This is a genomic window from Bradyrhizobium sp. UFLA05-153 (genome assembly GCF_054185185.1).
In genome coordinates this window covers 18963-41671 of sequence record NZ_JBBIAM010000019.1, presented here as the reverse complement: position 1 = coordinate 41671, position 22709 = coordinate 18963, and the positions used below count along the sequence as shown (strand labels likewise).

The 22709-nt window shown below is 63.8% G+C and carries 23 protein-coding genes; 8 read left to right on the top strand and 15 right to left on the bottom strand.

What is annotated here, in order from left to right:
- The first annotated feature begins 40 nt into the window (after positions 1–40).
- Complete coding sequence (locus tag Q2941_RS13985; protein ID WP_254112982.1) at positions 41–1555, top strand: amidase; 1515 nt, start codon at positions 41–43, stop codon at positions 1553–1555.
- Between the two features lie 60 nt (positions 1556–1615).
- A complete protein-coding gene (locus Q2941_RS13980; protein ID WP_458192821.1) occupies positions 1616–2371 on the top strand; it encodes an SDR family NAD(P)-dependent oxidoreductase in 756 nt (251 codons plus the stop codon).
- Positions 2372–2942: 571 nt separating this feature from the next.
- Here Q2941_RS13980 and Q2941_RS13975 read toward each other — a convergent pair.
- The 9 genes from Q2941_RS13975 to Q2941_RS13935 form a co-directional block, all read right to left on the bottom strand.
- Positions 2943–3323 (bottom strand): cupin domain-containing protein, encoded by a 381-nt coding sequence (locus Q2941_RS13975; RefSeq protein ID WP_254112980.1) that lies wholly within the window; start codon positions 3321–3323, stop codon positions 2943–2945.
- A 106-nt stretch (positions 3324–3429) separates the two neighbouring features.
- Positions 3430–4734, bottom strand: coding sequence for an MSMEG_0569 family flavin-dependent oxidoreductase (locus tag Q2941_RS13970; protein ID WP_458192820.1), 1305 nt, complete (start codon positions 4732–4734; stop codon positions 3430–3432).
- 12 nt (positions 4735–4746) lie between these two features.
- Positions 4747–5034: an MSMEG_0570 family nitrogen starvation response protein gene (locus Q2941_RS13965; protein ID WP_458192819.1), complete on the bottom strand. Its 288-nt coding sequence runs from the start codon at positions 5032–5034 to the stop codon at positions 4747–4749.
- On the bottom strand, positions 5027–6193 hold the full coding sequence (locus Q2941_RS13960) for an MSMEG_0565 family glycosyltransferase (RefSeq protein WP_458192818.1): 1167 nt from the start codon (positions 6191–6193) through the stop codon (positions 5027–5029). The genes Q2941_RS13965 and Q2941_RS13960 overlap by 8 nt, the downstream gene beginning before the upstream one ends.
- Entirely contained in the window at positions 6190–7185 is a 996-nt protein-coding gene (locus tag Q2941_RS13955; RefSeq protein ID WP_458192817.1) for a sll0787 family AIR synthase-like protein, read from the bottom strand. The genes Q2941_RS13960 and Q2941_RS13955 overlap by 4 nt, the downstream gene beginning before the upstream one ends.
- A gap of 2 nt (positions 7186–7187) precedes the next feature.
- Positions 7188–7736: an MSMEG_0567/Sll0786 family nitrogen starvation N-acetyltransferase gene (locus Q2941_RS13950; RefSeq protein WP_458192816.1), complete on the bottom strand. Its 549-nt coding sequence runs from the start codon at positions 7734–7736 to the stop codon at positions 7188–7190.
- A complete protein-coding gene (locus Q2941_RS13945; RefSeq protein ID WP_458192815.1) occupies positions 7733–8851 on the bottom strand; it encodes an MSMEG_0568 family radical SAM protein in 1119 nt (372 codons plus the stop codon). Before Q2941_RS13945 ends, Q2941_RS13950 begins: the two co-directional genes overlap by 4 nt.
- On the bottom strand, positions 8778–9833 hold the full coding sequence (locus tag Q2941_RS13940; protein ID WP_458192814.1) for a Nit6803 family nitrilase: 1056 nt from the start codon (positions 9831–9833) through the stop codon (positions 8778–8780). The genes Q2941_RS13945 and Q2941_RS13940 overlap by 74 nt, the downstream gene beginning before the upstream one ends.
- 38 nt (positions 9834–9871) lie before the next feature.
- Positions 9872–10354 (bottom strand): MSMEG_0572/Sll0783 family nitrogen starvation response protein, encoded by a 483-nt coding sequence (locus Q2941_RS13935; RefSeq protein ID WP_027526573.1) that lies wholly within the window; start codon positions 10352–10354, stop codon positions 9872–9874.
- A 331-nt stretch (positions 10355–10685) separates the two neighbouring features.
- Here Q2941_RS13935 and Q2941_RS13930 point away from each other — a divergent pair, with 331 nt between their 5' ends.
- Positions 10686–12074: an aminotransferase-like domain-containing protein gene (locus Q2941_RS13930; RefSeq protein WP_027526574.1), complete on the top strand. Its 1389-nt coding sequence runs from the start codon at positions 10686–10688 to the stop codon at positions 12072–12074.
- Between the two features lie 699 nt (positions 12075–12773).
- Here the strand turns inward: Q2941_RS13930 and Q2941_RS13925 are convergent.
- The 6 genes from Q2941_RS13925 to Q2941_RS13900 all read right to left on the bottom strand — a co-directional run bounded on the left by Q2941_RS13925 (position 12774) and on the right by Q2941_RS13900 (position 18393).
- The gene (locus tag Q2941_RS13925) at positions 12774–13610 is read right to left on the bottom strand and encodes an ABC transporter substrate-binding protein (RefSeq protein WP_027526575.1); all 837 of its coding nucleotides are present in this window, start codon (positions 13608–13610) and stop codon (positions 12774–12776) included.
- Between the two features lie 72 nt (positions 13611–13682).
- Complete coding sequence (locus tag Q2941_RS13920) at positions 13683–14171, bottom strand: MaoC family dehydratase (RefSeq protein WP_027526576.1); 489 nt, start codon at positions 14169–14171, stop codon at positions 13683–13685.
- A 9-nt stretch (positions 14172–14180) separates the two neighbouring features.
- Positions 14181–15764 carry an acyl CoA:acetate/3-ketoacid CoA transferase gene (locus Q2941_RS13915; protein WP_458192813.1) on the bottom strand — a complete coding sequence of 528 codons (1584 nt, stop codon included), beginning with the start codon at positions 15762–15764 and terminating at the stop codon, positions 14181–14183.
- A 16-nt stretch (positions 15765–15780) separates the two neighbouring features.
- On the bottom strand, positions 15781–16923 hold the full coding sequence (locus tag Q2941_RS13910) for an acyl-CoA dehydrogenase family protein (protein ID WP_027526578.1): 1143 nt from the start codon (positions 16921–16923) through the stop codon (positions 15781–15783).
- Positions 16924–16935: 12 nt separating this feature from the next.
- Positions 16936–17304 (bottom strand): tautomerase family protein, encoded by a 369-nt coding sequence (locus tag Q2941_RS13905; RefSeq protein ID WP_027526579.1) that lies wholly within the window; start codon positions 17302–17304, stop codon positions 16936–16938.
- A 3-nt stretch (positions 17305–17307) separates the two neighbouring features.
- Entirely contained in the window at positions 17308–18393 is a 1086-nt protein-coding gene (locus tag Q2941_RS13900) for a LacI family DNA-binding transcriptional regulator (protein ID WP_458192812.1), read from the bottom strand.
- A 184-nt stretch (positions 18394–18577) separates the two neighbouring features.
- Between Q2941_RS13900 and dapA the strand changes: the two genes are divergently transcribed.
- Genes dapA through Q2941_RS13875 form a run of 5 tightly spaced genes read left to right on the top strand, consistent with a single transcriptional unit; the run spans position 18578 to position 22705 of the window.
- Complete coding sequence (gene dapA, locus Q2941_RS13895; RefSeq protein WP_458192851.1) at positions 18578–19486, top strand: 4-hydroxy-tetrahydrodipicolinate synthase; 909 nt, start codon at positions 18578–18580, stop codon at positions 19484–19486.
- Between the two features lie 16 nt (positions 19487–19502).
- The gene (locus Q2941_RS13890) at positions 19503–20693 is read left to right on the top strand and encodes a CaiB/BaiF CoA transferase family protein (protein WP_458192811.1); all 1191 of its coding nucleotides are present in this window, start codon (positions 19503–19505) and stop codon (positions 20691–20693) included.
- Positions 20690–21853: an acyl-CoA dehydrogenase family protein gene (locus tag Q2941_RS13885; RefSeq protein ID WP_035664238.1), complete on the top strand. Its 1164-nt coding sequence runs from the start codon at positions 20690–20692 to the stop codon at positions 21851–21853. Before Q2941_RS13890 ends, Q2941_RS13885 begins: the two co-directional genes overlap by 4 nt.
- A gap of 9 nt (positions 21854–21862) precedes the next feature.
- On the top strand, positions 21863–22270 hold the full coding sequence (locus Q2941_RS13880; protein WP_458192810.1) for a MaoC/PaaZ C-terminal domain-containing protein: 408 nt from the start codon (positions 21863–21865) through the stop codon (positions 22268–22270).
- 3 nt (positions 22271–22273) lie between these two features.
- Positions 22274–22705: a MaoC family dehydratase gene (locus Q2941_RS13875; RefSeq protein ID WP_458192809.1), complete on the top strand. Its 432-nt coding sequence runs from the start codon at positions 22274–22276 to the stop codon at positions 22703–22705.
- Positions 22706–22709 lie beyond the last annotated feature (4 nt).

Below are 22709 nucleotides of genomic sequence, written 5' to 3'. Positions count from 1 at the left end.
GCCCGCTGCATGCGGGCATGATCAGAGGGAGAATCAAGCCATGGCAGTCAGGAGACCCACACTCGATCAGCTGCGCAGCGTCGCCGAGGACCTTGGCATGCACATGGGTGATGCAGAGCTCAAATCCTACGATGCGTTAATGCAGGCGAATTACGCGGCCTACGATGCGGTCGATGCCATGCCGGACTATGTGCCGGTGGTGAAGTATCCGCGCACGCCTGGCTATCGCCCCGAGGGCGAAGAAAACAAATTCAACGCCTGGTACATCAAGACCGAGATCAAGGGTGCCCCGAACGGCAAGCTCGCTGGCAAGAAGATCGCGCTCAAGGACAACATCTCACTCGCCGGCGTTCCGATGATGAACGGCGCATCGACGCTGGAAGGCTACATCCCCGATACTGATGCCACCATCGTTACCCGTATGCTCGACGCCGGCGGCACTATCGTGGGCAAGGTGCATTGCGAATATTTCTGCTTCTCCGGCGGTAGCCACACCTGTGCGGCCGGTCCCGTGCACAATCCGCACAAGATGGGATACTCCGCCGGTGGTTCGTCCTCAGGCAGCGCGGTGGTGGTGGCGACCGGTGAGGCCGATATGGCAATCGGCGGCGATCAGGGCGGCTCGATCCGCATTCCGGCCGCCTTCAGCGGCATTTACGGCATGAAGGCTACCTATGGCCTCGTACCTTATACGGGCGTGATGCCGATCGAACTCACGATCGATCACACCGGCCCGATGACGAACAACGTGCGCGACAACGCGCTGCTCCTGGAGGTGCTGGCAGGGGCCGACGGACTTGATCCTAGGCAGGGCGCACTCAAGGTCGGAAAGTACAGCGACGAGATAGACGGCGGCGTCAGGGGATTCCGTGTTGGCATCGTGAGGGAAGGATTTGGGCATCCAAGTTCGGAGCCAGACGTCGACGCCAAGGTTAAGGCGGCCGCCGAGTTGTTTCGCAAGCTCGGCGCTACCGTCGAGGAAGTCTCGGTCCCGATGCACCTCGTTGCACCGGCGATCTGGCTACCGATCGCCGCCGAAGGCGCCACCGAGTTCATGATGAAGGGCAACGGCATGGGGACAAACTGGCGCGGTCTCTACAACACCACGCTGCTTGACGCCCACTCCGCCTGGAAGCATCGCGCCGACGAATTGTCCGACAGCCTCAAGATCACGATGCTGCTCGGTCAATATTTCACCAAACACTACCGCGGCCACTTTTATGCCAAGGCCCAGAATTTGAACCGCAAGCTGCGCGCATCCTATGACGAGGCTTTGGCCAAATACGATCTGTTGCTGATGCCGACCCTGCCGATGAAGGCGACGCCGCTGCCGCCGGCGGACGCGCCACGCGAACTTTATATCCAACGTGCGTTTGAAATGGTTCCCAATACTGCGCCGTTCAACGCCACCGGACATCCAGCGATGAGTCTTCCCTGCGGCATGAGCAACGGTCTGCCGGTCGGTCTGATGTTGATCGGCAAGTATTTTGACGAGCCGACGATCTATCGCGCCGCCGCGGCGTTCGAAGGTGCCGGCGACTGGAAGAAGATGTGACCGGATCGAGGCGGCCTGCCGACATGCGAGCAGGCCGTCACACCAGCAACGGAGGCGACCATGGATCTTGGATTAAAGGGAAAGAGCGTGCTCGTAACCGGTGGCAGCAAGGGCATTGGGCTGGCGATCGCCGAGCTATTTGCGGCCGAAGGCGCCAACGTCGCGATCTGCGCACGCAATGCTGACGAAGTTGGCAACGTCGTGAAGAGCCTCTCGACGAAAGGTGGCAAGTCGTGGGGCAGAGCGGTTGATGTCGCCGACCCGGATGCGCTGAAGGGCTGGATCGAAGGGGCCGCCGCCGAACTTGGCGGCATCGATACCATCGTCTGCAACGTCAGCGCGCTGGCGGTTGGCGATACGCCCGAGACCTGGGAGAAATCGTTCCGCACCGACATGATGCATACCGTCAATTCGGTCGCGGCCGCGCTGCCCTATCTGGAAAAGTCGAAATCGGCGTCGATCATCATCGTGTCCAGCGTGTCGGGCTTCGAGGTCGACTTTGCCGCCGGTTCGTATGGCGCCTTCAAGGCGGCCTTGATCCACTACGCCAAGGGTCTAAGCAATCAGCTGATCGCCAAGGGAATTCGCGTCAACGCCGTGTCGCCAGGCAACACATACTTCGAAGGTGGTATCTGGCAGAATATCGAGCGCGGCAAGCCTGATCTTTACAAGACAGCGATGTCGCTCAATCCGACCGGGCGTATGGGCACGCCGCAGGAAGTCGCCGCCGGCGTGGTGTTTTTGGCGAGCCCGGTCGCAAGCCGCATCTCTGGCACCAACCTCATCGTCGATGGTGCACTCACAAAGGCTGTCTAGCGAGCTGTCGACTGGGGTCTCATTGCAGCTCGCTTGGCGGAAGACGTGGTGCTGGCGCTCGCTCAAGGTTTCCGCGACGGCAGTTTCAACGCATGATGCTTTCTGACGCTTGATTGTCGATGGGACCTGCTTTGAGACTTTTGGCTGGAATTAGCTCAAATTGGCCCGTGATGGATTGGAGCGAGAGTTCAAGTTTTTCAATTGGTTAGAGAGCGGCATGTGCACGATGCGTGCACCGGGAGATCAAGAAAAATCTATAGAGGGCAGTGGGCGGCCTCGAAAGATCTGACTTCCGCAGAACTCCCACGCCTGAACCTCGCAAGGGCAGGGCACTCGCCTGCGATTCACGTGCTGATCTTGTCCGTCACGAGGTTGTGCTCTTCGCTCGACTTGCAAGGAGGGGACCCAATTGCAGGCGCGGCAGTTTTCGGCGCAAAGCGGACGTGCGGCCGGACCAGGGCGTCAGAAGAGCCATAGCCCGAGCTCCGTGGGCAGAACCTGTTCGATTACTCAGCCCGCTTCAGCTATTACCATCACGGGAGAGGGTTCGAATCCGAGTTCCGATAAACCATCAAGAAGGCATCGGTTCGCCTTCAAGATGGGTGAAGTGGATATCGAAGGCTTTGTTGGTAATGAAGAGAAAAGTCACATCGTCCGTTTCCGTCGCGCCATGCGATTGCACCATCCCCTCCGGAAACCAGACGAACGTGCCGGGACCATATTCGCCAGCATGCGTACGGAGCACTCCATCGAGAACGTAGATTCCGTGTGAGCAACTGTGCCAGTGCGATATGGTCGTGTAACCGGCGGGGTATTTGATCTTCCAGATCGCCACACCTGTCTTTTCATCGACCTTGCAAGTCTTGAGCGGGAGCTTGCCGTTGATCTCCGGGACATCCAGAATGTCCCAGGCGATCTTGTTGGTATGGAGCGCGAAGTAACCATCGTTCATTGCAGGTCCCCTGTTAGACGTGGGTTGGGGTTGCGAGGAGACGGCTGGTCTCCTCGCCATTCATCTTGTCCGTGACTGTTGACGACCGGTATTCGCGCAAGCGGGGCTACACGGCTACTCTCGCTGCATATTGCGAGACCTCGCGCCGGCCGGCTTGATGCGTGTCGGCGTGCGATTCGCTCGATCGCTCTTTGATGTGATCTGCAACAAACTCTGCATCTCGCCCGATGCCAACAAACCGGCCCGAGCCCCAGGTGTAGAGCCACGGCAATCCAATCACATAGGCGCCGTCGATCGACGTGATGCCTCGCTTGTGGGTTGGATAACCGGTGCCATCGAACATCGGCAGGTCGACCCAGGACCAGTCGGACCGGAAGCCGGTCGTCCAGATGATGCTGGTGATGCCGCTCGCTGCGAGATCGAGCTCCGTCGGTGCCGCAGTGGGAGACCACACCGGTTCATAGTGAGGCGTCACAGGCGCCGCGATTCCATTCTTTGCGATGTGCTCGTCTATCAGTCGGCAGATGCCATTATAGACCCGATCGGCATTGTCGAGATTGGTCTGAAGATCATCGCCAAGCTGCAATCTGGTTCCGCGGCCATCCCTGAGGCGGCCGTAGAGCTTCATGCCTTCGAGGGCGAACTTGCGCAGGTCGACGTCGCGGCCGCCGTCCCGGCCGGTCAGGTAGTGGTTGGCGTTCCTGCGAACACCTTCCTTGAGCGAGTGCTGCTCGACCGGCAGGTCATACTGGCCGAGATCGTCGAGCCAGTCGACCGCGTCCCGGCCCCGATAGAAGCGCGGGCACCGCGGCGCGCTGCCGACGGCGAGATGCACCTTGCGCCCGGCCAGATGCAGATCCTCCGCGATCTGACAGCCCGATTGCCCGCTTCCCACCACGAGGATCTCGCCGGACGGCAACTGATCCGGATTGCGGTAGGCCGAGGAGTGAATCTGGGTGATCGCGGAATCGAGCCGCTCCGCAAACGGCGGTACTTTCGGGACGTGATAGCCGCTGACGGCCAGGACGACGCGATCCGCGGCGATCTCGCCGGCTGTCGTCTCGAGCATGAAGCCGTGACCGGATTGCCTGAGACGCGTGACGGCGACACCTTCGCGAACCGGCGCACAGGTGTGCTTGGCAAAATCCTCGATATAGGAGACGATCTCGTCGCGCAGCATGAAGCCGTGCGGGTCCTTGCCGGCATAGGGAAAGCCTGGAAGCTGGCACTGCCAGTTTGGCGTGACCAGGCAGAACGCGTCCCAGCGCTGCGTCTTCCAGGAATGGGCGATGGTGTTCTTTTCCAGCACGACATGCCCGATGCCATGCTTCTTGAGCTGCGCGCTCATCGCAAGGCCGGCCTGGCCGCCGCCGATCACGACGACCGGATAGTGGGTGTGGAGATCAGACATGATCAGCTCCTGCTATTCTTCAAACGAGACGATGGTGACGGATGCGCCAGGCGTGGCCTCGAATTGGGCTGCCGTTGCTTCGATCCGAGCAAGCTGCCCGAGCGCGCGCGAGCAGAGAAATCCGTATTTTTCGCGAACACGCTCGGCCGCGATGGTCAGCGCGGTGCGGCTCCGTTCGCGGAATTCGGTGAGCGAATAGGTCGCGCCGGCGACGAAATGATCCTTGATGACGAGCGAGGGCGAATAGCAAGCCTCGATCCGCTCATCGGGCCAGCGCACGTTGAAGTGCATCTCAGGCATAGTGCACCTCGCGCATGTCCTGATAGGTCGCCATGTGAGCCTTGGCGGTGCGACTCCAGTCATGACGCCGGGCAACCCTGGCACCATTCGCGATCATGCGCGAGCGCAGGGGTTCGGCAAACGCGCTGAGGACGGCATCCGCGATCGAGCCCGCGTGATGCGGATCGCACCAAGCAACATCGCCGGGGCCGAGATATTCCGTGAAAGGTGCGATGTGCGACACCACCGCCGGCACGCCGCTGGCCATCGCTTCCAGCACGGCCAGGCCAAAGCCTTCGCGCAAGGACGGGAACACCAGTGCATCGGCCAGGCGATAGAGCGACGGCATTTCGGCATCCACCAGCGGACCGGTCTCGATCACCGCATCAGCTGGCAGTCCGGCATCCCGGAGCCGTGACTTGAACTGCTGCCTGTAGAGGTCGTGGTCGAGGAGCGAAGCACCGCCAGCGATGACGAGCTGCGCGGACCGGTGCATGGCGTGCACCTGCCGGAAGGCATCGAGAATGCCGAGTGTATTCTTGCGCTGCTCGACGCCGCCGATCGAGAGCAGGATCGGGCCTGTGCGAAGGCCGAGCCGGGCGCGCAACACCTGGTCGGCGCGTGTCGAGACGGCCGAATAGCACGCCGTGTCGACGCCGTTGCCGACCAGCGTCGCCGCACGGGACATCTCCGCCTTCAGTTGCTCCTGCCAGAACCGACTGACGACGAACAGGCCGTCGGCATGGACGATCGAGCGACGGTCGAGCTCGCAGAGCCGCTCGTCCCTGAATGCATCGATGTGATGAACGGTACGGACATAGCGCTGAATCAGGCCGCGCTGCTTCAGCGTCGCAAGTGCATTGCCGGAAATTCCGTCCTGGGCGTGGAAGACGTCGTACTGCCGATGCGCCAGATCCTCGAAATGCCTGACATAGTCGGCAATTCGCGTTTCGACCATCGCAACGACGTCGCCCGAGGCGAGCGATGCAGGCACCGAGCGCGTCGAGGCAACGGTGCGGCGGAAGAAGCCTTTGCCTGCAGGGTCGGGCGCATGCACGACCGGCCTATGGCCGAGGCGCGCCAGAGCGTCCGCAAGCCCGAGCGCGTGGACCACGCCCCCCCGTGGATTGGTCGAGTGCGTGAGGATCGCGATGCGAAGCCGGGACGAACCACCGCTCATGCCACGCTCCGTTGCGGGCTGCTCTGGCGAGGCGCACAGCCGATCAGCGGCTGCTCCGAAAAATCCCAGACCGTTGCGCGGCCAGAAGCTGTGCGAATGTCGACGGTCGCTCCAGTGGCAACCTCCCCGATGTCCGCTGCCGCGATGCCGCGCCGCTGAAAGCGCGAAAGGGTCTCATCGACGTATTCGGGCTTCGCCGACAGGAGATAGCCAAAGCTCGGGAACGTCAGCAGCCAGCGTTCGAGCGGTGCACCGGCGGGAATCGGAATCGCTTCGACATCCAGCGTGATGGCAACCTGCGAGCACTCGGCGAGCATCGCGGCAGTCCCGACGACACCGCCCTGGCTGATGTCCTTGGCGGCGAGCGCAAGCCCGTCCTCGGCGATGGATGGCAGGATCTCCAGATCGCCCCGCAATCGTTCCGCCGGCGCGTCGGTGGCGGCCTCCCAGTTCGCGAACGGCTCGCGGTACCGGCCGCGCAGATCGATCGCCGCGATGAGCTTGTCGCCGGGCCTGGCGTCGAAGCTGGTGAGAAGCCGCCTGGCGCGGCCGAGGATCGCGACGGCAAACTGGCTTTGGCTGCTTCGAACGTTGGTATGCCCACCGATGACAGGCACACCGAAGGTCTTTGCGGCGGCCTTCAATCCTTCGAGAATGGGCGCGGCGTTGTCCGCACCATTGGACCAGATCGCATTGACGATGGCGGTCGGCCGCCCACCCATCGCGGCGACGTCGGAGATGTTGACCATGGCGCCGCACCAGCCGGCAAACCAGGGGTCGGCGGCGACGAATTCGTTCATGAAGCCTTCGATGGCGAACAGAGTATAGCCGTCGCCATCCGGGATCGCCGCGCAATCATCGCCCACCGAGATGGCGTCGCTGCCCGACAGGTCGAGCGCGGCCGCAACAGCCGCGATGTCGGCCTTGGCGGCGATGCCGCGGCTTTGGCGGAGCCTTTCAGCGAGGCTTGTGAGTGCGGCGCCCGTCAGCATGATCAGGCCGCCAGCTTTGCGAGCGACAGGAAGCCGGTTTCGGGCGTCCGGAACGGCGGGTAGTGATCAAGGTCGGCCTCCATGCGATGGTGCGGCCGGCCATGAAGCTCGAATTCACCGAGCGAGCGCCAATGCATGTGCTGGAACAGGAGAGCATTCTGGCTCTGCACGTTGGCGAGGAAGCGGCGGCAGCCGCGCGCATGGGCGGAGGAGACGGCAAGCCGGATCAGGCCTGCGCCAACGGCGCTGAGCCGGCGATAGCTCTTTTCAACGGCAAGGCGAGAGCCCCACCAGACATCCGCCTCGTGCTCATCGGCGTGAATGCGCACGGTGCCGACGACATCGTCCTCGACCACACCAAGCAGTGACACCCCCACGAGCGGAATGGCGACGTCGTCGACTGGGTCGCGATCATCGCCCGCGAACACGTGCTGCTCCTCGCAGAAAACCTTGCGCCGCAAAGCGGTAGCGGCAGCTCGTTCCCACGCTTCGGTTGCGAATTTGACCTGGAATTCGGGCGCGACGAACGGTTTGAACGGCTCGAACATCATGCGCTTGCTCCGCGCTCATAGGTGGAGAGGGCCGAGCAGGCGCCGCATTTGCCGCAGCCTGCCTTGATGTCGGTTGCGCGCAAGCCGCCAGCGCGAAGCATGTCGGCGAGCGGACGCAGGATCTCGTGCATGAACGCCGGAGACGGCGTCGGATGGCTCTCCAGCGGCGTGCCGGCGATCGGCACGAACGGCACGACGAAGGGATAGACGCCGATATCGATGAGCCGGCGGGATATCGAGAGAATCTCGGAAGGCTCATCGCCAAGCCCGGCAAGGATGTAGGTCGAGACCTGGCCACGGCCGAAGACCGGGACGGCAGCAGAGAAAGCGTCCATATAGGCCTCGATCGACACCTGCGCCTTGCCCGGCATGATCCTTTGGCGCACGGCGGGCCCGATGACTTCCAGATGCATGCCGAGTGCGTCGACGCCTGCCTCCTTCATGCGCCGGAACCAGGCGAAATCATCCGGCGGTTCGCATTGCGCCTGGATCGGCAGGTCGATGGCGGCTTTGACGGCCTGCGCACTCTCCGCAAGGATGCTGGCGCCGCGGTCGGACGTATGCGGCGTGCCCGTCGTCATCACCATGTGGCGCACGCCGTCAAGCTCGGCAGCCGCCTTGGCAACTTCGGCAAGCTGCGCCGGCGTCTTGCGCTCGACCGTACGTCCCGCCGCGAGCGACTGCCCGATGGCGCAGAACTGACAGGTCTTGGTGCGGCTCTGGTAGCGAATGCAGGTCTGGAGCACGGTGGTGGCGAGGACGTCGCGCCCGTGCAGGGTGGCAATCTTCCAATAGGGAACGCCGTCCCCGGTCGTGCGGTCGTAGAATTTGGGCCGCAGCGGGAACGAGACGTCGGCGAGCACGACGCCATCGCGCGAGATGCGGCTGCGCCCAACCTCGTCCGGCCGCTCGACGAGATAGGGACTCTCGAAGGCCGGCGCATTGTGGACCGGAATCATCACAGTCGCGCCGTCGATCGTGAATGGCGTGTGATCCGACGGCCCAGCACCGCCGCGGCGGCCTGTCGCCCCGGTCTTGGGATCAGCGAGCCGAACCCCGAAGGACTGCAACTCGTTGATCAGTTGCTCGGTCGGCATCGCCTTGGGTTGCGGCATCTGCGGTCTCATCTGATTGGTCTCCCGGAATGGGCATGAGGCGGTTCGGGTGAAAGCCGTGCATCGGACGCGCGGGTCTGTCGTTCAGCACCAGCGAAAGCAGCTCCGGCCGGGCGTAGTGGCCGACCGAGTCCATCATCCGCTTGCGCTTGGTGATCAGTGCGAGGTCGAGATCGGCGACGAGGATTCCCTCGCCGCTGGTCAAAGGCGGCACCAGGTGATTGCCTTCCGGGGAGACGATCGCAGTCATGCAGCCGCCGCGCAGGCCTTTGCGCAGGCCTTCCTCGGGCGAGATCTTGGCAATCTGCTCCTCGGTCAGCCAGCCCGTGGCGTTGACCACGAAGCATCCGCTTTCGAGCGCATGATGACGGATCGTCACCTCGATCTGGTCGGCAAAGACCTGGCCGACCAGTGATCCCGGAAACTGGGCGGCGTGGATTTCTTCATGCTGGGCCATCAGCGCGTAGCGGGCGAGCGGGTTGTAGTGCTCCCAGCAGGCCAGCGCGCCGACCCGGCCGACCGCGGTCTCCACCACCTTCAAACCGGCGCCATCACCCTGGCCCCAGATCATGCGCTCGTGGAATGTCGGTGTGATCTTGCGGCGCTTCAGCACAAGCGCGCCGTTGGCGTCGAACACGAGCTGTGTGTTGTAGAGCGAACCGTGATCGCGCTCGTTGACGCCGAGCACGATCACCATGGCATGACGCTTGGCCGCCTGCGCGATCGCGTCGGTGACGGGGCCGGGCACGACGACGGCATTGTCGTAGAGCTGGATGTGCTCGGCGCCGCTCAGGACCGGCGGACGGACAAAGGAGAAATAGGGGTACCAGGGAACGAACGTCTCCGGAAAAACGGCGAACTGGACTCCCTTGCCGGCCGCCTCCACGATGGCCGCCAGAATCCGGTCGACCGTTCCGGTCGGCGTGTCCAGATCCGGCGCGATCTGAATCGCGCCGGCTCTGATCGTGCGCTTCGCTGTCACTGTGCTCCTCCCTCGTCCGTCGCGCGAGCCAACCGAGGTCAGACGGTCCAGGTGTGGATCATGAACGCGTCGTCCCGGCGGTGAAGCAGGATGAGATCGAGCACATCGAGCGGATTGATCGGCCGGATTCCGGGAATGAGCGACGGCTCGCCATGGCCGTAGAGCGCTTGCAGCGCGAACCGGCAGGCATAGACCTTGCCGCCTTCATCCATGAATTTTGCGAGCTGGTTGTTGAAGTTCTGCGCGCCGGGGAACGCTTCGTCGCCGATCTTCGGGAAGCCGCGCTGAATGCCGAGCGTGACGCCGGGCCCGTAAAGCAGGACCGACGTCTCAAAACCCTTCCGCTTGAGGCGCAGTGCCTGAAGAATGTTGACGAGGCCGATGGAGCCCTCGAACGCGACGGTGTGGAAGGTGACCAGCGCCTTCTCACCCGGCTTTGCTTTGACGTCCTCGAAAACCTTCTCTTCATAGTCGACAAGAAAGTCGCCCTTCTGACGCGCGGGCATGTTCACTGCTGGCATAGACACCTCCTGTTCACGTCCGGGCCTCCCGGATCGAGATCAGGTTTTGCAATCAACGTGCCAAGCGGTGTTCTGCACTACAAATCATCACAACATACAATTTGCATTCAATTATGCAGTCATTGTTGACTGGAGACCTGACTGGATTTGAATATGCTTGCGCTATGTTTGAAAAATCCTGCCTGAAAATGCTGAGCAGCGCGCTCGATCGTTGTGCAACCCGCTCAGACTGGCCGCCTCTCCAGGGCACCAATAAAGTGCGATGCGATTGCGTTTATGCTTGCAACAATATACAGTCAATTCTGCTGACGTTATCTCCCGGGACTGAGCAATGGCCGACTGGCGACCCGACCTATCGAACAGCGACAAGCCTCGCTATCTCGCAATCGCAGACGCAATCGCTGACGATATCGCCGCCGGACGACTTGTGATCGGCGATCGCTTGCCGCCGCAACGGAAACTGGCCAAGCGTCTCGATGTCGATTTCACGACCGTTGCGCGCGGCTATGTCGAGGCCCAGAAGCGCGGGCTGATCGAATCGAAGGTCGGTCAGGGCACCTTCGTTCGCGACAAGCCGCGTCCGCGGCGCGCGGCGGCGAGCTTCCCGCCCCGTCCCGTCGACCTGTCGATGAATCTGCCGCCCGAGCCTGACGATCCCGAACTGATCGAGCGCATGCAGGCCGGCGCGGAACATGTGCTGCGCGACATCGTATCGCTGCTGCGCTACCAGGGTTTTGGCGGCTCGCAGGCCGACAAGGATGCCGCATCGAGCTGGCTCGGACGCCGTGCGCTGGTGCCGGCACAGAGCCGCATCTTCGTTTCGCCGGGCGCGCATCCGGCGCTGCTCGGCATCCTCTCGATCCTGGCGAAAGCGGGCGAGGTGGTGTTGTGCGAGGCCATCACGTATCCAGGAATCCGATCCATCGCCGCGCAGCTCGGCATTGCCCTTGTGGGCCTGCCGATGGATCCTGATGGCATCGATCCGGAGGCGCTGACCAACGCCTGCAAGAAGCTCAAGCCCAAGGCCATCTACCTCAATCCGACGCTCCAGAACCCCACGACCCTGACGATTCCGGACCCGCGACGACGCGAGATCGTCGCGATCGCGCGGCGGTTCAAGTTGCCGATCATCGAAGATGACGCCTACGGCTTCATTCCCGAGCACGGTCACGGCCACGCGCCCTTTGCGGCGATCGCGCCCGATCTGACATGGCATGTCGCGGGACTGGCAAAATGCATCGGAGCGGGCTTGCGAGCCGCGTACGTCGTCGTGCCCGATACGCGCTCGGCCTGGCCGTTTGCTTCTGCGCTGAGATCGGCGACCGTGATGGCATCGCCGCTCACCGTGGCGATCGCCACGCGCTGGATCGAGGACGGCACTGCGGACACGATGTTGCGGTTCATCCGCGCCGAGACCTCGGCGCGACAGAAGCTCGCCGCCGAAATCCTGCCCAAGGGGTCCTATCGTGGCGATCCCCTGAGCTTCAACCTGTGGGTTGCGCTGCCCGAACCATGGAACCGGTCGGCTTTCGTGGAGCATATGCGGCAGACCGGCATCGGTGTCGTCGCAAGCGATGCCTTTGTCGTGAGTGATCCGCCACCAGAAGCAGTGAGAATCTGCATCGGCGGTCCTTCGACGCGAACGCAGATTAGAGGTGCGCTCGAGTACACGGCTCACGCGCTCGTCGAAACGCCGGCTCTGGCGTCGTCGTTTCTTTGAATTGTTTCGGCGAACGGCGCCCGATCTAGTCCCAGACTCCGGCGTGCCGATAAGTACCTTACCGAGCCGCCGAAGTCAGCTGGGGCCACTAAGAAGGTGAGCAACAGGCGAAAAGCGACTTCACGCGAACGGCAGCTTCTGACGCAAAGCGGAACACTGTTGATCAACCTGGGGAGCAGTTTGGCGACTTCGGCTCATACCCGTTCAGGGTCGCTGTTGTGCGCAAGGCAGACGCCACTTGATTGAGATGCTTTTCACTGGCTGTAGTTTGCTCAAATTGGCCCATGATGGATTGGAGCGAGAGTTCAGGGTTTTCAACTGGTTAGGATGCCTCGTGTGCGCGACGCGTGCACCGGGAGATCAAGAAAAATCTTGCGACAGCCAAGGAGGAGCACTTTCTGAAGCGGACGGGGCGGCCTTCAGTGGTGCAAGTGCAACGCAGGATTTCGAGAGTTACGGCAGACTGTGCGAGGCTGACGAGCGACCTCAGTTCTCGAAGATGAAAATTGTCACTCAATCGCCACGTAATCGCGTGGGCGTGCTGATCCACCCGAGATCAAACCGCTCCTAGGTTGTGGGTTGGTCGCGTTCCCCGCGACCAACGAGTATAGCGGGCGGATGCTCCTGTGCTCCCATCAGCGGCAGTTGTTGATAGGGTCGGTCGTATGTGCGCTGCCACACATGAGGCACCGCAAGCTGTCAATTCGTCGGCCCGTCGCCGCGAATGGCGAACGTCGTAGCCTTCAGCTTAGTCATACCGAACTTGTCGAACAGCTTATCGTATGTGCCGTCGGCACGGATCGCGGTGAGCGCATCTGCGACGGCCTGGGCGAGTTGCTTGTCGCGGAAGGCGAAAGTGATGTCGGTGCCGGCGATGTCGCGGACCCAGATCTTGGCGATGCCCTTCTGTTCGAGTGAGTTCGCGGTCTCGTTGATGTTGAGCGCGGCCTCGAGCTGCCCGGCGCGCAGCGCCGCCGAGGTGGCGGTGACGGTGGTAAAGGTGCGCAGCTCGATCGGCTTGAGGCCCTTGGCCTCCATCGCCGTGCTGAACTCGCGCGCCTTGCGCTCGGTGTAGGTCGCCGATTCCACGCCCACCACGCGGCCGGCGAGATCCTCGAATTTTTCGAGCTTCAGGCTGGAGGAGGGATCGGTGTAGATGCTGATGGCCTGCTGAGCGTAGGGCACGAGATAGAGCATCTTCGAGCGCTCCTCGGTCCAGAACAGGCCGGTATTGATGGCATCGAAGCGGCCGGAGCGCAGCGCCGGGATCATCGGTGGGAAATCCATGCGCAGGAACACCGCCTCGACGCAGATGCGCTTGGCGATCTCGCGGGCGAGCTCGACATTGAGCCCCTGCAACTCGCCCTTGTCGTCGACGAACTGCTGCGGCGGCAGCGTCGGGTTGATCGACATCTGCCATTTCGGAGCTTCGATCAGGCTCGATGCCGGCACCTTCGGCGTGCAGGTCTGTGCGCCGGCCGCCTGGGTCAGGCCGACCAGAAGGGCGAGGGCGGAGAAGGTTTTTGGAAATCGCATCTGAATACTCCTGTCAAATCATGGGTGGCAGAGGAGCCGTTCTCCGGTCCGGATTCTTCTTCATTGTTCGCGTCATCCGGCGGCCGCCGCATCGCGATCGGCCTGCCGGGTCAGGATCAGCGAAATGTGGCGGGCGGCCGTCACGACCTCGTCGCGCTGGTTGAGGAGATCGAGCATCTCGATGACGATGCCGCGTCCGGGATTCTTGGTCGGCCGCTTCTCGACGAAGCGGAAGCGGACGCGCAAGGCGTCACCGGCGACGATGGGCCCCTTGAACTTCACGTCGTCCCAGCCGAGCGAGGCGACCGAGGTCTCCTCGTAGAGTTTCAACTCCGACTTCAGCCCCTCCATCAGCGACAGGCCGAACAGCCCGTGGCCAATCACGGCGGGAAAGCCGCGCGACTTGGCATAGGCGGCATCGACATGAAGCGGGTGATGATCGCGCGTGACATCGGCAAAGACTGCGATGTCTGCCGCCGTCACCACGTGTGCAGCGGTCTCGAACTCCGCGCCGAGCGCGATGTCCTCATAGCGGAGATTGACGGGAACGCTCGTGGTCATGCGGATCCCTCAGGCGACTTTGCGGGGCCGCGCCGGCAGGGCTCTAAAGCTCAGCGCGATCCCCATCGGCCCGGAGCGGAAGATGCGCGGGTCCATGTCTTTCAGTTGTGGGCTGATGCGTGGCCTGAAACCCATATGGGCGAGAATGTCCTCTTCTAGCCGAACGCCCGGCGCGATCTCGGTCAGCGTCACGCCGCCGTTCTCGAGTTCGAATACCGCGCGCTCGGTAACGTAGCTGACGTGCTGGCCGCGCTGCGCGGCGAGCGAGGCGCTGAAGCTGACCTGGCCGACTTGCGGAACGAATTTGCGGAAGGCGCCGTCGCGCCGGATCGCGAGGCGGCCGTTCTCGACACCGATGTCGAACTTGCCGCCGGTCATGGTGCCGCTGAAGATCAGCCGCTTGGCGTTCTGGGTGATGTCGATGAAGCCGCCGGAGCCGTCGCGGCGCTCGCCGAAACGGGTGACGTTGACGTTGCCGGCTTCGTCCACCTCCGCGAAGGAGAGGAAGGCGCAGGAGAGGCCGCCGCCGTCGTAGAAGTCGAACTGGTAGGCCTGGTCGAGAATGACGCGCGGATTGATGGCGGTGCCGAATTCGCGGGCGTGGCCGGGCACGCCGCCGACCACGCCGGACTCCACCGTTAGCGTGATCAGGTCGGAAATGCCTTCCTCGGCCGCGACATTGGGGATCATCGCGGAGATGCCCACGCCGAGATTGACGACGTCGCGCGGGCGCAATTCGAAGGCGGCGCGGCGGGCGATCACCCGGCGCTCGGTCAGCGGATCTGGCGTGATCATTGCCACCGGCACGCGCGTCTCGCCGCAGCGCGCGGGATCGTAAGTCGTGCCGTAGGTCTGCATCTGCCCGGGCTCGAGCACGACGTGGTCGATCAGGAAGCCCGGGATCTTCACCATCTGCGGATGGATCGAGCCGCGCTTCACGATGCGCTTGACCTGGCAGATCACGGTACCGCCGGCATTGTGCACGGCTTGCGCGATCGAGAGATCTTCCCGCGTCGTGCCCTCGTGCTCCATGCTGATATAGCCGTCCTCGTCGGCCGAGGTGCCGCGGATGATGGCGACGTCGGGCGGGGCGGGGACGCGATAGAGCAGCCAGGACTGGCCGTGCAACTCAAGCAGGTCCACCAGCGGCGCGGTGGTGCGTTTGTTCATGCGGCCGCCGTCCTGGCGCGGGTCCATGTAGGTGTTGAGGCCCACATGGGTGAGCACGCCGGGATGCCTTGCTGCCATGGCGCGGCAGAGTTGGCTCATCACGCCTTGCGGGAAATTATAGGCGTCGATCAGCTCGTCGCGGACGAGGCGCATGAACGGCACCTGGAGTCCGAAATTGCCGCCGATCACGCGCGCGATCAGGCCTTCATGGGCGAGATGGCAGAGGCCCTTCTCGGTCACGGCGCCGACGCCGGTGATGTTGATCAGCGTCAGATTGTGCGGGCCGTGGCCGCCGAGGAAGCGTTGCTCCAGCGCGTCGAGGATGGCTTCGGCCGCGCCCGTGCCGCCATTGCCGCCGACGATCAGCGTGTCGGTGTCGCGAATGAGGCCGGCGGCTTGCTCCGCCGTGATGATGCTCAGCATGAGTGCGCGTCCCGCATCACGCGGCCTCCTTCTCGACCTGGCGGGCGATGATCAGCCGCTGGATCTGGTTGGTGCCCTCGTAGATCTGCGCGAGGCGGACGTCGCGGAAGATGCGCTCGATGCGGTACTCGCGCGAATAGCCGTTGCCGCCGTGGATCTGCAGCGCGTTGGAGACGTGCTTCATCGCCATGTCGGTGGTGAACAGCTTGGCCTGCGCCGCTTCCTTGGCGATCGCCTCGCCGGCATCGTGCAGGCGTGCGGCGTGGTGGATCAGGAGGCGCGCGGCTGCGATGTCGGTCGACATGTCCGCGAGCATGAATTGCACCGCCTGGAAGCCGATGATGGCCTGGCCGAACTGCTTGCGGTCCTTGGCATAGGCGGTGGCATCCTCGAACGCGGCCTGCGCCATGCCGAGCGCCATCGAGGCCATCATCAGTCGGCTGAAATTGAAATTGCTCATGGCCATCTTGAAGGCCTGGTTCTCCGGCCCCATCACGCTGTCGGCCGGCAGGCGCACGTCGGAGAACGTGATCTGGCAGTCGTCGAGGCCATGCATGCCGAGCAGCTCCTCGTTCTTGCCGCGGGCGATGCCGGGCAGGGCGCCGTCGACAAGAAGGCAGGAGATGGAACGGTGGCCCGCCTCGCTGCCGGTGCGCGCGAACACCATGATGCGGTCGGCGACGCCGCCGAGCGTCACCCAGGCCTTGGTGCCGTTGAGCCGCCAGCCATTGCCCTCGCGCACCGCATTTGTGCGGATGCTGGCGACGTCGGAGCCGTGGTCGGGCTCCGAGACCGCGGTGGCGGGAATGATGTCGCCGCTCAGGATCTTCGGGATCAATTCCTTGTGCGCGTCGGTGCCGTGATGGTCGAAGAACAGTACGGCCTCAACGGGGATCGCGAATGCGTTGGCGACCGCGCCGGAGCAGCGCGCCAGTTCTTCTATCGCGATGCAGGCCGCAACCGCATCGAGGCCGGCGCCGCCGGCGCCTTCGCGCAGGCAGATGCCGAACAGGCCGAGATCGGCCATGCCCTTGTAGAGCGTGCGGTCGAAACGGTCCTCGCGGTCGATCGCGGCGGCGCGCGGCAGGATCTCCGCTTCGGCGAAGCGGCGGGCGGTCTCGCGCAGGGCTTTCTGGTCTTGGCTGTAAAAGCGGTCCATGGCGTGCTCCCGTCAGTCGCTGGCGAGCTTGGAATCGTGGGAGACTTCGCTGCGATCACGATCGAGGAAATAGACCGCGACGTCGTCGCCGGGCACGCCATAGGCGCTGCAGACGCCACGGGTCAGCGCCATGGCGGCGGCGCGGCGTTCGGCCTCGCTGCGGCGGAACGCGTGGACCTTGAGCAGGATGCGTTGGCCGGTGGCTTGCGCGCCAAAGACGCCGGCATGCGCGTAGTCGTCCGGCGCAATGGGCAGGAAATAGAGGGTCACCGTATCAGCGGTGACGCCGAACGCCGACATCAGGCCGTCGGTCACGGACCGCGCCAGCGCGGCCTTGCGCTGGTTTGGGACTTGCGGGGCGAGCACTTCGACATAGGGCATCGATCAGACCTTCGCGGACCTGGCCGCAGACGATTTGGATGAAGACGATCTGGACTTCGCGGATTTCCGCGGGACCGGGGCGTCGATCTGGCGGCAGGAGTCGCGCTTGATCAGCCGGGCGCCGACGCGATATTCGCGAACACCCTCACGGCCGTTGCCTTTGGCGTCCATGCGATGCAGCAGCCGGTCGACGGCGAGATTGGCGAGATCACGTGCGCCGTTGTCGACGATGCTGATCGAGGGGCGATGCCATTCGAACCAGGGCATGTCCTCGTAGCAGAGCAGCGAGATATCGGCGGGAATGGCGATGTTCCGTTCCGCGGTGACGCGCAGCACACCGAGCGTTGCCTCGTGATTGGCGACGAAGATCGCGCTCGGCGGGCGGGGAAGGTCGAGCAGCCTGCGGGCGCACGTCGCGCCGGTCTCGGGCACGAAATGGCCGGCATGAATCAATGTGTCGTCCCTGGCGATGCCGGCCTCACGCAGCGCGCGGACATAGCCGGACAAACGTTCGCGGCCGGACGTCGTGTCCTGGCGGCCGACGATCAGCCCGATGCGCTTGTGGCCGAGCTCGATCAGGTGGCGCGTGCCCAGATAAGCGCCTTGCGGATCGTCCGCGAGCACGGTCTCGAGATCGGTTGCGTCATCGCGCCGCACCAGGCAGACGATGGGCACGTCCTTGGCCAGCGCCTTGAGCTGCGCGCCGTTCTTGCCTGTCGGCACCACGATCAGCCCGTCGATGCGGTGATCGACCAGCGTGGTGAGCGTGTCGCTCTCCTGCTGCGGATCGTCGCCGCCGATGCACAGAAGCATCTGATAACCCAGCGCCTTCAGGCGCGCCTGCACCACTTCGGCCATCACCTGGAACGAGGCGTTGGTGAGATTGTGGACGAGAAGCGCCACGAGGCGTGACTGCCCGGTCTTGAGGCCCCGTGCGATCGGGTTCGGCCGATAGCCGAGCCTGCGCGCGATGCGCACCAGGCGCTGCTGCGTGCGCTCGCTGGTCAGGCCGGTTCCCGTCAGCGCCCGGGAAGCAGTGCTGACCGAAACGCGGGCCGCCTGTGCCACATCTTTGAGCGTGACGCTCATCCAACCTGCCGATAGACTGCAAACGATTGCAGAAACGCTATGAGCTTATTCCACGCGGATCAAGCTCAAAAAATGGATGGTGTTGCCCAATGCAGAGCCATTTGTGCAAACGATTGCATAAATCATGCGGATATTCCGCAGACGGCACTCGTCGCCTGAATTCACCCGAGCACCCGGCAGTTCCCTGATGAAGACGTTCCGCGGCACCTACACTGTCATGATCACCCCGTTCGCGGCAGCGGGCGAGGTCGATGTCGCGGCATTGCGCGCCTTCGTCGACTGGCAGATCGCGGAGGGCATTCATGGGTTGATCCCGCTTGGCTCGACCGGCGAGTTCCTCTCCATGGACGATGACGAGAAGGCGCTGGTTGCGGAGGTCGTCATCACCCAGGCTGCGGGGCGCGTGCCCGTGCTGATCGGTACCGGGGCGGAAGATACGCGTGAGGTGGTGCGCCTCAGCCGTCGTGCCGAAAAACTGGGCGCCGACGGCGTGATGATCATCCCGCCGTTTTATTCGACGCCGACCGACGACGAGCTCGTCCATCACTACAAGACGGTGGCCGACGCGATCGCGCTGCCGATCATGGTCTACAACAATCCGGCAACCGCCAATGTCGATCTCAAGCCGCCTCTCGTGGCGAGGATCGCCGAGATCGACAACTGTCTCTATATCAAGGAGTCGACGCTGGAGGTGACGCGCGTGCGCGACATCATCCGCCTCTGCGGCGACAGGATGACGGTGTTCGGCGGCATCCTCGGCTTCGAGTCCTTCGTCGAGGGAGCACAGGGCTGGGTAGCCGTGGCCTCCAATGTCGTGCCGTCCGAGATGGCGCGCATCTTCAGCCTTGTCGCCGACCACGGCGGGATCAAGGAAGCGCGTGAGCTCTATCTCAAATACCTGCCGGTGATCGAATTCGTCGGCGGCCAGGCCTATGTCGCCGGCAGCAAAGCGCTGCTCGGTCATATGGGTTTTGCAGCCGGCAATCCGCGCCCGCCGCGCCTGCCGCTGCCGGCAGCACAGGACGCTGCCGCGCGTGCCCTGGTCAAGACGTTCGATCTCGCGTGGCGCAGCGCGCCAATTGCGGCTGCCTGAACTGAGGTGTGAACGGATGAACCTGCTCGACGGCGTCAAGATCCTCAGCTTCAATCATTACCTCGCGGGCCCGCTGGCCGCGCAGACGCTGGCCGATCTCGGCGCCGACGTCATCGCGGTCGAGCCGATCGAAGGGGCGTTTCAGCGCAACTGGGCGGTCGCCAACCACTTCGTCGCAGGTGACAGCGTCAATCATCTGGCCACGGGGCGGAACAAGCGAAGCCTCGCCGTCGATCTCAAGCATCCCGACGGCATCGCTGCGGTGAAGAAGCTGGTCGCGACCGCCGACGTCGTGATGGAGAATTTCCGTCCCGGAACCATGGCCAAGCTCGGTCTCGGCTACGACACGCTGAAGGCGATCAATCCCGGCCTAATCTATGCCGTGGCAACCGGCTTCGGATCGGAGGGGCCGTACAAGGATCGCCCCGGCCAGGATCTGCTGCTCCAGGCGATGTCGGGTCTTGCGATGCGGACGGGGCGGGCGGACGGCGAACCGACGGCGGTCGGCGCCGTCATCGTCGATCAGCACGCCGCCTCGCTCTATGCCATGAGCATCCTCGCGGCGTTGTTTGCAAGAACCAAGACCGGGAAGGGCCAACTCGTTGAGGTCAACCTTTATCAGGCCGCCCTCGATCTCCAGGTCGAGCCGCTGACCGCCTGGCTGAACGGCGCGCCGTCGCCGACCTCGCGCGGTCCGGCCGGCATCGCGGCGTGGTTCAGCCCCGGACCTTACGGCATTCACGCGACGGCCGACGGTCATCTCGCGATTTCCATGGCGTCGCCCAAGGCGCTCGCGGTCGCGCTCGACAGCGAAGCGCTCGAGCAGTTCGGCGATACCGACAGCTTCTCGAAGCGCGAAGAGATCACGCGTATCGTGGCGGCGCGGCTGAGGCAGAAGCCGACGGCGGAATGGCTGCCCGCGCTGGAAGCCGCGCGGGTCTGGCACGCGCCGGTGCAGGATTATCGCGACCTCGAGACCGATCCCCAGCTCAACCACCTTGGCGTATTCAAGAGCGTCGAGAGTGCAGGGGGCGCGCCGATCCGCATGGTCGCGCACCCCGCGCGCTATGACGGCCGGACGCCCGAGGTGCGGCTAGTGCCGCAGCGGCTGGGTGCGCAGACGCGGGAGGTGCTCGGCGAGATCGGCTACCGCGCCGCGGAGATCGACGCGATGGTCGCCGGCAAGGCCGTGGGAGTGGCGCGATGATCGATTTCTCTGTCCCCGAGGAGACACGCCTGCTGGTCGACACCGTCCGCCGTTTCGTCGAGACGGAGGTGCAGCCGCTCGAAGACGTTGTGGAGCAGACGGCTACGGTGCCGGCGGATGCGCTGGCGATCACCAAGGCCAAGGCGCAGAAGCTCGGCCTCTACGCCATGAACATGCCGGCTGATGTCGGCGGCGGCGGGCTGTCCTGCGTGGAGCATTGCCTGGTCGAGGAAGAATTCGGCAAGACGTCGGACGCGCTGATCCGCCGTGTGTTCGGCCAGGTCTATCCGATGCTGATGGCCTGCAAGGGCGATCAGGTCGAACGGTACCTGCTGCCGACGGTGAAAGGCGACAAGATCTGCGCCATGGCGATCACCGAGCCGGGCGCCGGCTCCGACGCGGCGTCGATTAGCACTACGGCCCATCTAGATGGCGATGTGTGGGTGCTCAACGGCACCAAGCATTTCATCAGCGACGGCGACATCGCCGACTATGTGATCCTGATGGCGCTGACCGACAAGGACAAGCGTGCCCGCGGCGGGATCACGCTGTTCCTGGTCGATCGTGGCACGCCAGGCTTCAAGGTCGCGCGGACCCAGCCGATGATGGGCCATCGCGGCTACGGCCATGCCGAGCTGAATTTCGAGGACTGCCGCATCCCCAAAGCTGCCGTGCTCGGCGAGGTCGGCGGCGGCTTCAAGCTGATCATGCAGAGCGTGCTGCAGATCCGCCTCGCCCATATCGGCGCGCGCGCCGTGGGCATGGCGCAGCGCGCGTTGGAGATGATGCGCAGGCATGCCGGCGAGCGGCGCCAGTTCGGCCAGCTCATCGGCGAATTCCAGATGGTGCAGAAGCTGATCGCCGATTCCGCCGCCGAGATTTTTGGCGTGAAGATGATGGTGATGAACGCCGCCTGGGACATCGACCAGGGCAAGGATGCGCGCGACAAGGTCTCGATGATCAAGGTCGCGGCGTCCGAGATGCAGGGCCGCGTGGTCGACCGCGCCATCCAGGTGTTCGGCGGCATGGGCTTCAGCAAGGACCTGCCGCTGGAGCGGATGTATCGCGACGCGCGCGTCACCCGCATTTATGATGGCACCTCCGAAATCCACCGCATGCTGGTTGCGCGCAGCACCATCAAGAACGGCTTGCAGCTCTAGGAAGAGATCATGTCTCACGCACCTCTCAAGCCCGGCGCTGCCTTCGCATTTCGCAAGACCATGACGGTGGCCGAGCAGGCGATGTTCACCGGCATCAGCGGCAATCTCGGCGGGCTCTATGTCGATGCCGTCCGCGCCAAAAAGGCGGGCGCCTCCAACATGGTGGCCTTTGAGCTTGCCGTGGGCGGTCTTGCCACCACCTGCCTCAACCAGCTCGGCGGACCGACGCGACGGATCGGCAGCATCGCGCTGAATTTCGCGGCGCCCGTGATCGTCGGCGAATCCGTCGAGGCCAGGGCGGAGATCGTTTCGGTCGCCGGCGACGACGCAGTCTGCCGTGTCACCTGCACGCTGTCGCCCTCGGGCGCGACCGTGGTGGAGGGCACCGCGACGCTGGTTCCCTTCGCGAAGGCCTGAGTGATGTACGAGCCAAAGTCCTTCGACGATCTCAAGGTGAATGACAGGGTCAGCCTGAGCAAGACCATCACCGAGGCCGATGGCGCGCTCTATATCGCCGCGACCGGCGATTTCGGCCCCGTTCATGTCGACGAGGTCTATGCCGGCGCGACCCGCTTTGGCCGTAGGCTGGCGCCGGGGATCATGGTCGCGGGCCTCTGCACCAGCATCCTCACCAGCGAGCTGGTCGGCACCATCGGCGTGTCGGTGGAAGACCGCTTCTGGTTCACCGGTCCCGTGTTCTACGGCGACACGCTCACCTTCGACGTCTGGATCGCCGAGCAGCACGACGAGACCCGCACGATCATCTGGGAAGCCAGCGCGCGCAACGAGGGCGGCCTCGAAGTGCTGAAGGCACGCGCGAGCCTGAAATTTCCACGACGGAAACCGTTATGAGCAA

What these genes read in the sequence shown, in the direction of transcription:
- Q2941_RS13985 (WP_254112982.1), top strand. Translation starts at nt 41, where the DNA reads ATGGCAGTCAGGAGACCCACACTCGATCAGCTGCGCAGCGTCGCCGAG.
- Q2941_RS13980 (WP_458192821.1), top strand. Translation starts at nt 1,616, where the DNA reads ATGGATCTTGGATTAAAGGGAAAGAGCGTGCTCGTAACCGGTGGCAGC.
- Q2941_RS13975 (WP_254112980.1), bottom strand. Translation starts at nt 3,323, where the DNA reads ATGAACGATGGTTACTTCGCGCTCCATACCAACAAGATCGCCTGGGAC.
- Q2941_RS13970 (WP_458192820.1), bottom strand. Translation starts at nt 4,734, where the DNA reads ATGTCTGATCTCCACACCCACTATCCGGTCGTCGTGATCGGCGGCGGC.
- Q2941_RS13965 (WP_458192819.1), bottom strand. Translation starts at nt 5,034, where the DNA reads ATGCCTGAGATGCACTTCAACGTGCGCTGGCCCGATGAGCGGATCGAG.
- Q2941_RS13960 (WP_458192818.1), bottom strand. Translation starts at nt 6,193, where the DNA reads ATGAGCGGTGGTTCGTCCCGGCTTCGCATCGCGATCCTCACGCACTCG.
- Q2941_RS13955 (WP_458192817.1), bottom strand. Translation starts at nt 7,185, where the DNA reads ATGCTGACGGGCGCCGCACTCACAAGCCTCGCTGAAAGGCTCCGCCAA.
- Q2941_RS13950 (WP_458192816.1), bottom strand. Translation starts at nt 7,736, where the DNA reads ATGATGTTCGAGCCGTTCAAACCGTTCGTCGCGCCCGAATTCCAGGTC.
- Q2941_RS13945 (WP_458192815.1), bottom strand. Translation starts at nt 8,851, where the DNA reads ATGCCGCAACCCAAGGCGATGCCGACCGAGCAACTGATCAACGAGTTG.
- Q2941_RS13935 (WP_027526573.1), bottom strand. Translation starts at nt 10,354, where the DNA reads ATGCCAGCAGTGAACATGCCCGCGCGTCAGAAGGGCGACTTTCTTGTC.
- Q2941_RS13930 (WP_027526574.1), top strand. Translation starts at nt 10,686, where the DNA reads ATGGCCGACTGGCGACCCGACCTATCGAACAGCGACAAGCCTCGCTAT.
- Q2941_RS13925 (WP_027526575.1), bottom strand. Translation starts at nt 13,610, where the DNA reads ATGCGATTTCCAAAAACCTTCTCCGCCCTCGCCCTTCTGGTCGGCCTG.
- Q2941_RS13920 (WP_027526576.1), bottom strand. Translation starts at nt 14,171, where the DNA reads ATGACCACGAGCGTTCCCGTCAATCTCCGCTATGAGGACATCGCGCTC.
- Q2941_RS13915 (WP_458192813.1), bottom strand. Translation starts at nt 15,764, where the DNA reads ATGCTGAGCATCATCACGGCGGAGCAAGCCGCCGGCCTCATTCGCGAC.
- Q2941_RS13910 (WP_027526578.1), bottom strand. Translation starts at nt 16,923, where the DNA reads ATGGACCGCTTTTACAGCCAAGACCAGAAAGCCCTGCGCGAGACCGCC.
- Q2941_RS13905 (WP_027526579.1), bottom strand. Translation starts at nt 17,304, where the DNA reads ATGCCCTATGTCGAAGTGCTCGCCCCGCAAGTCCCAAACCAGCGCAAG.
- Q2941_RS13900 (WP_458192812.1), bottom strand. Translation starts at nt 18,393, where the DNA reads ATGAGCGTCACGCTCAAAGATGTGGCACAGGCGGCCCGCGTTTCGGTC.
- Q2941_RS13890 (WP_458192811.1), top strand. Translation starts at nt 19,503, where the DNA reads ATGAACCTGCTCGACGGCGTCAAGATCCTCAGCTTCAATCATTACCTC.
- Q2941_RS13885 (WP_035664238.1), top strand. Translation starts at nt 20,690, where the DNA reads ATGATCGATTTCTCTGTCCCCGAGGAGACACGCCTGCTGGTCGACACC.
- Q2941_RS13880 (WP_458192810.1), top strand. Translation starts at nt 21,863, where the DNA reads ATGTCTCACGCACCTCTCAAGCCCGGCGCTGCCTTCGCATTTCGCAAG.
- Q2941_RS13875 (WP_458192809.1), top strand. Translation starts at nt 22,274, where the DNA reads ATGTACGAGCCAAAGTCCTTCGACGATCTCAAGGTGAATGACAGGGTC.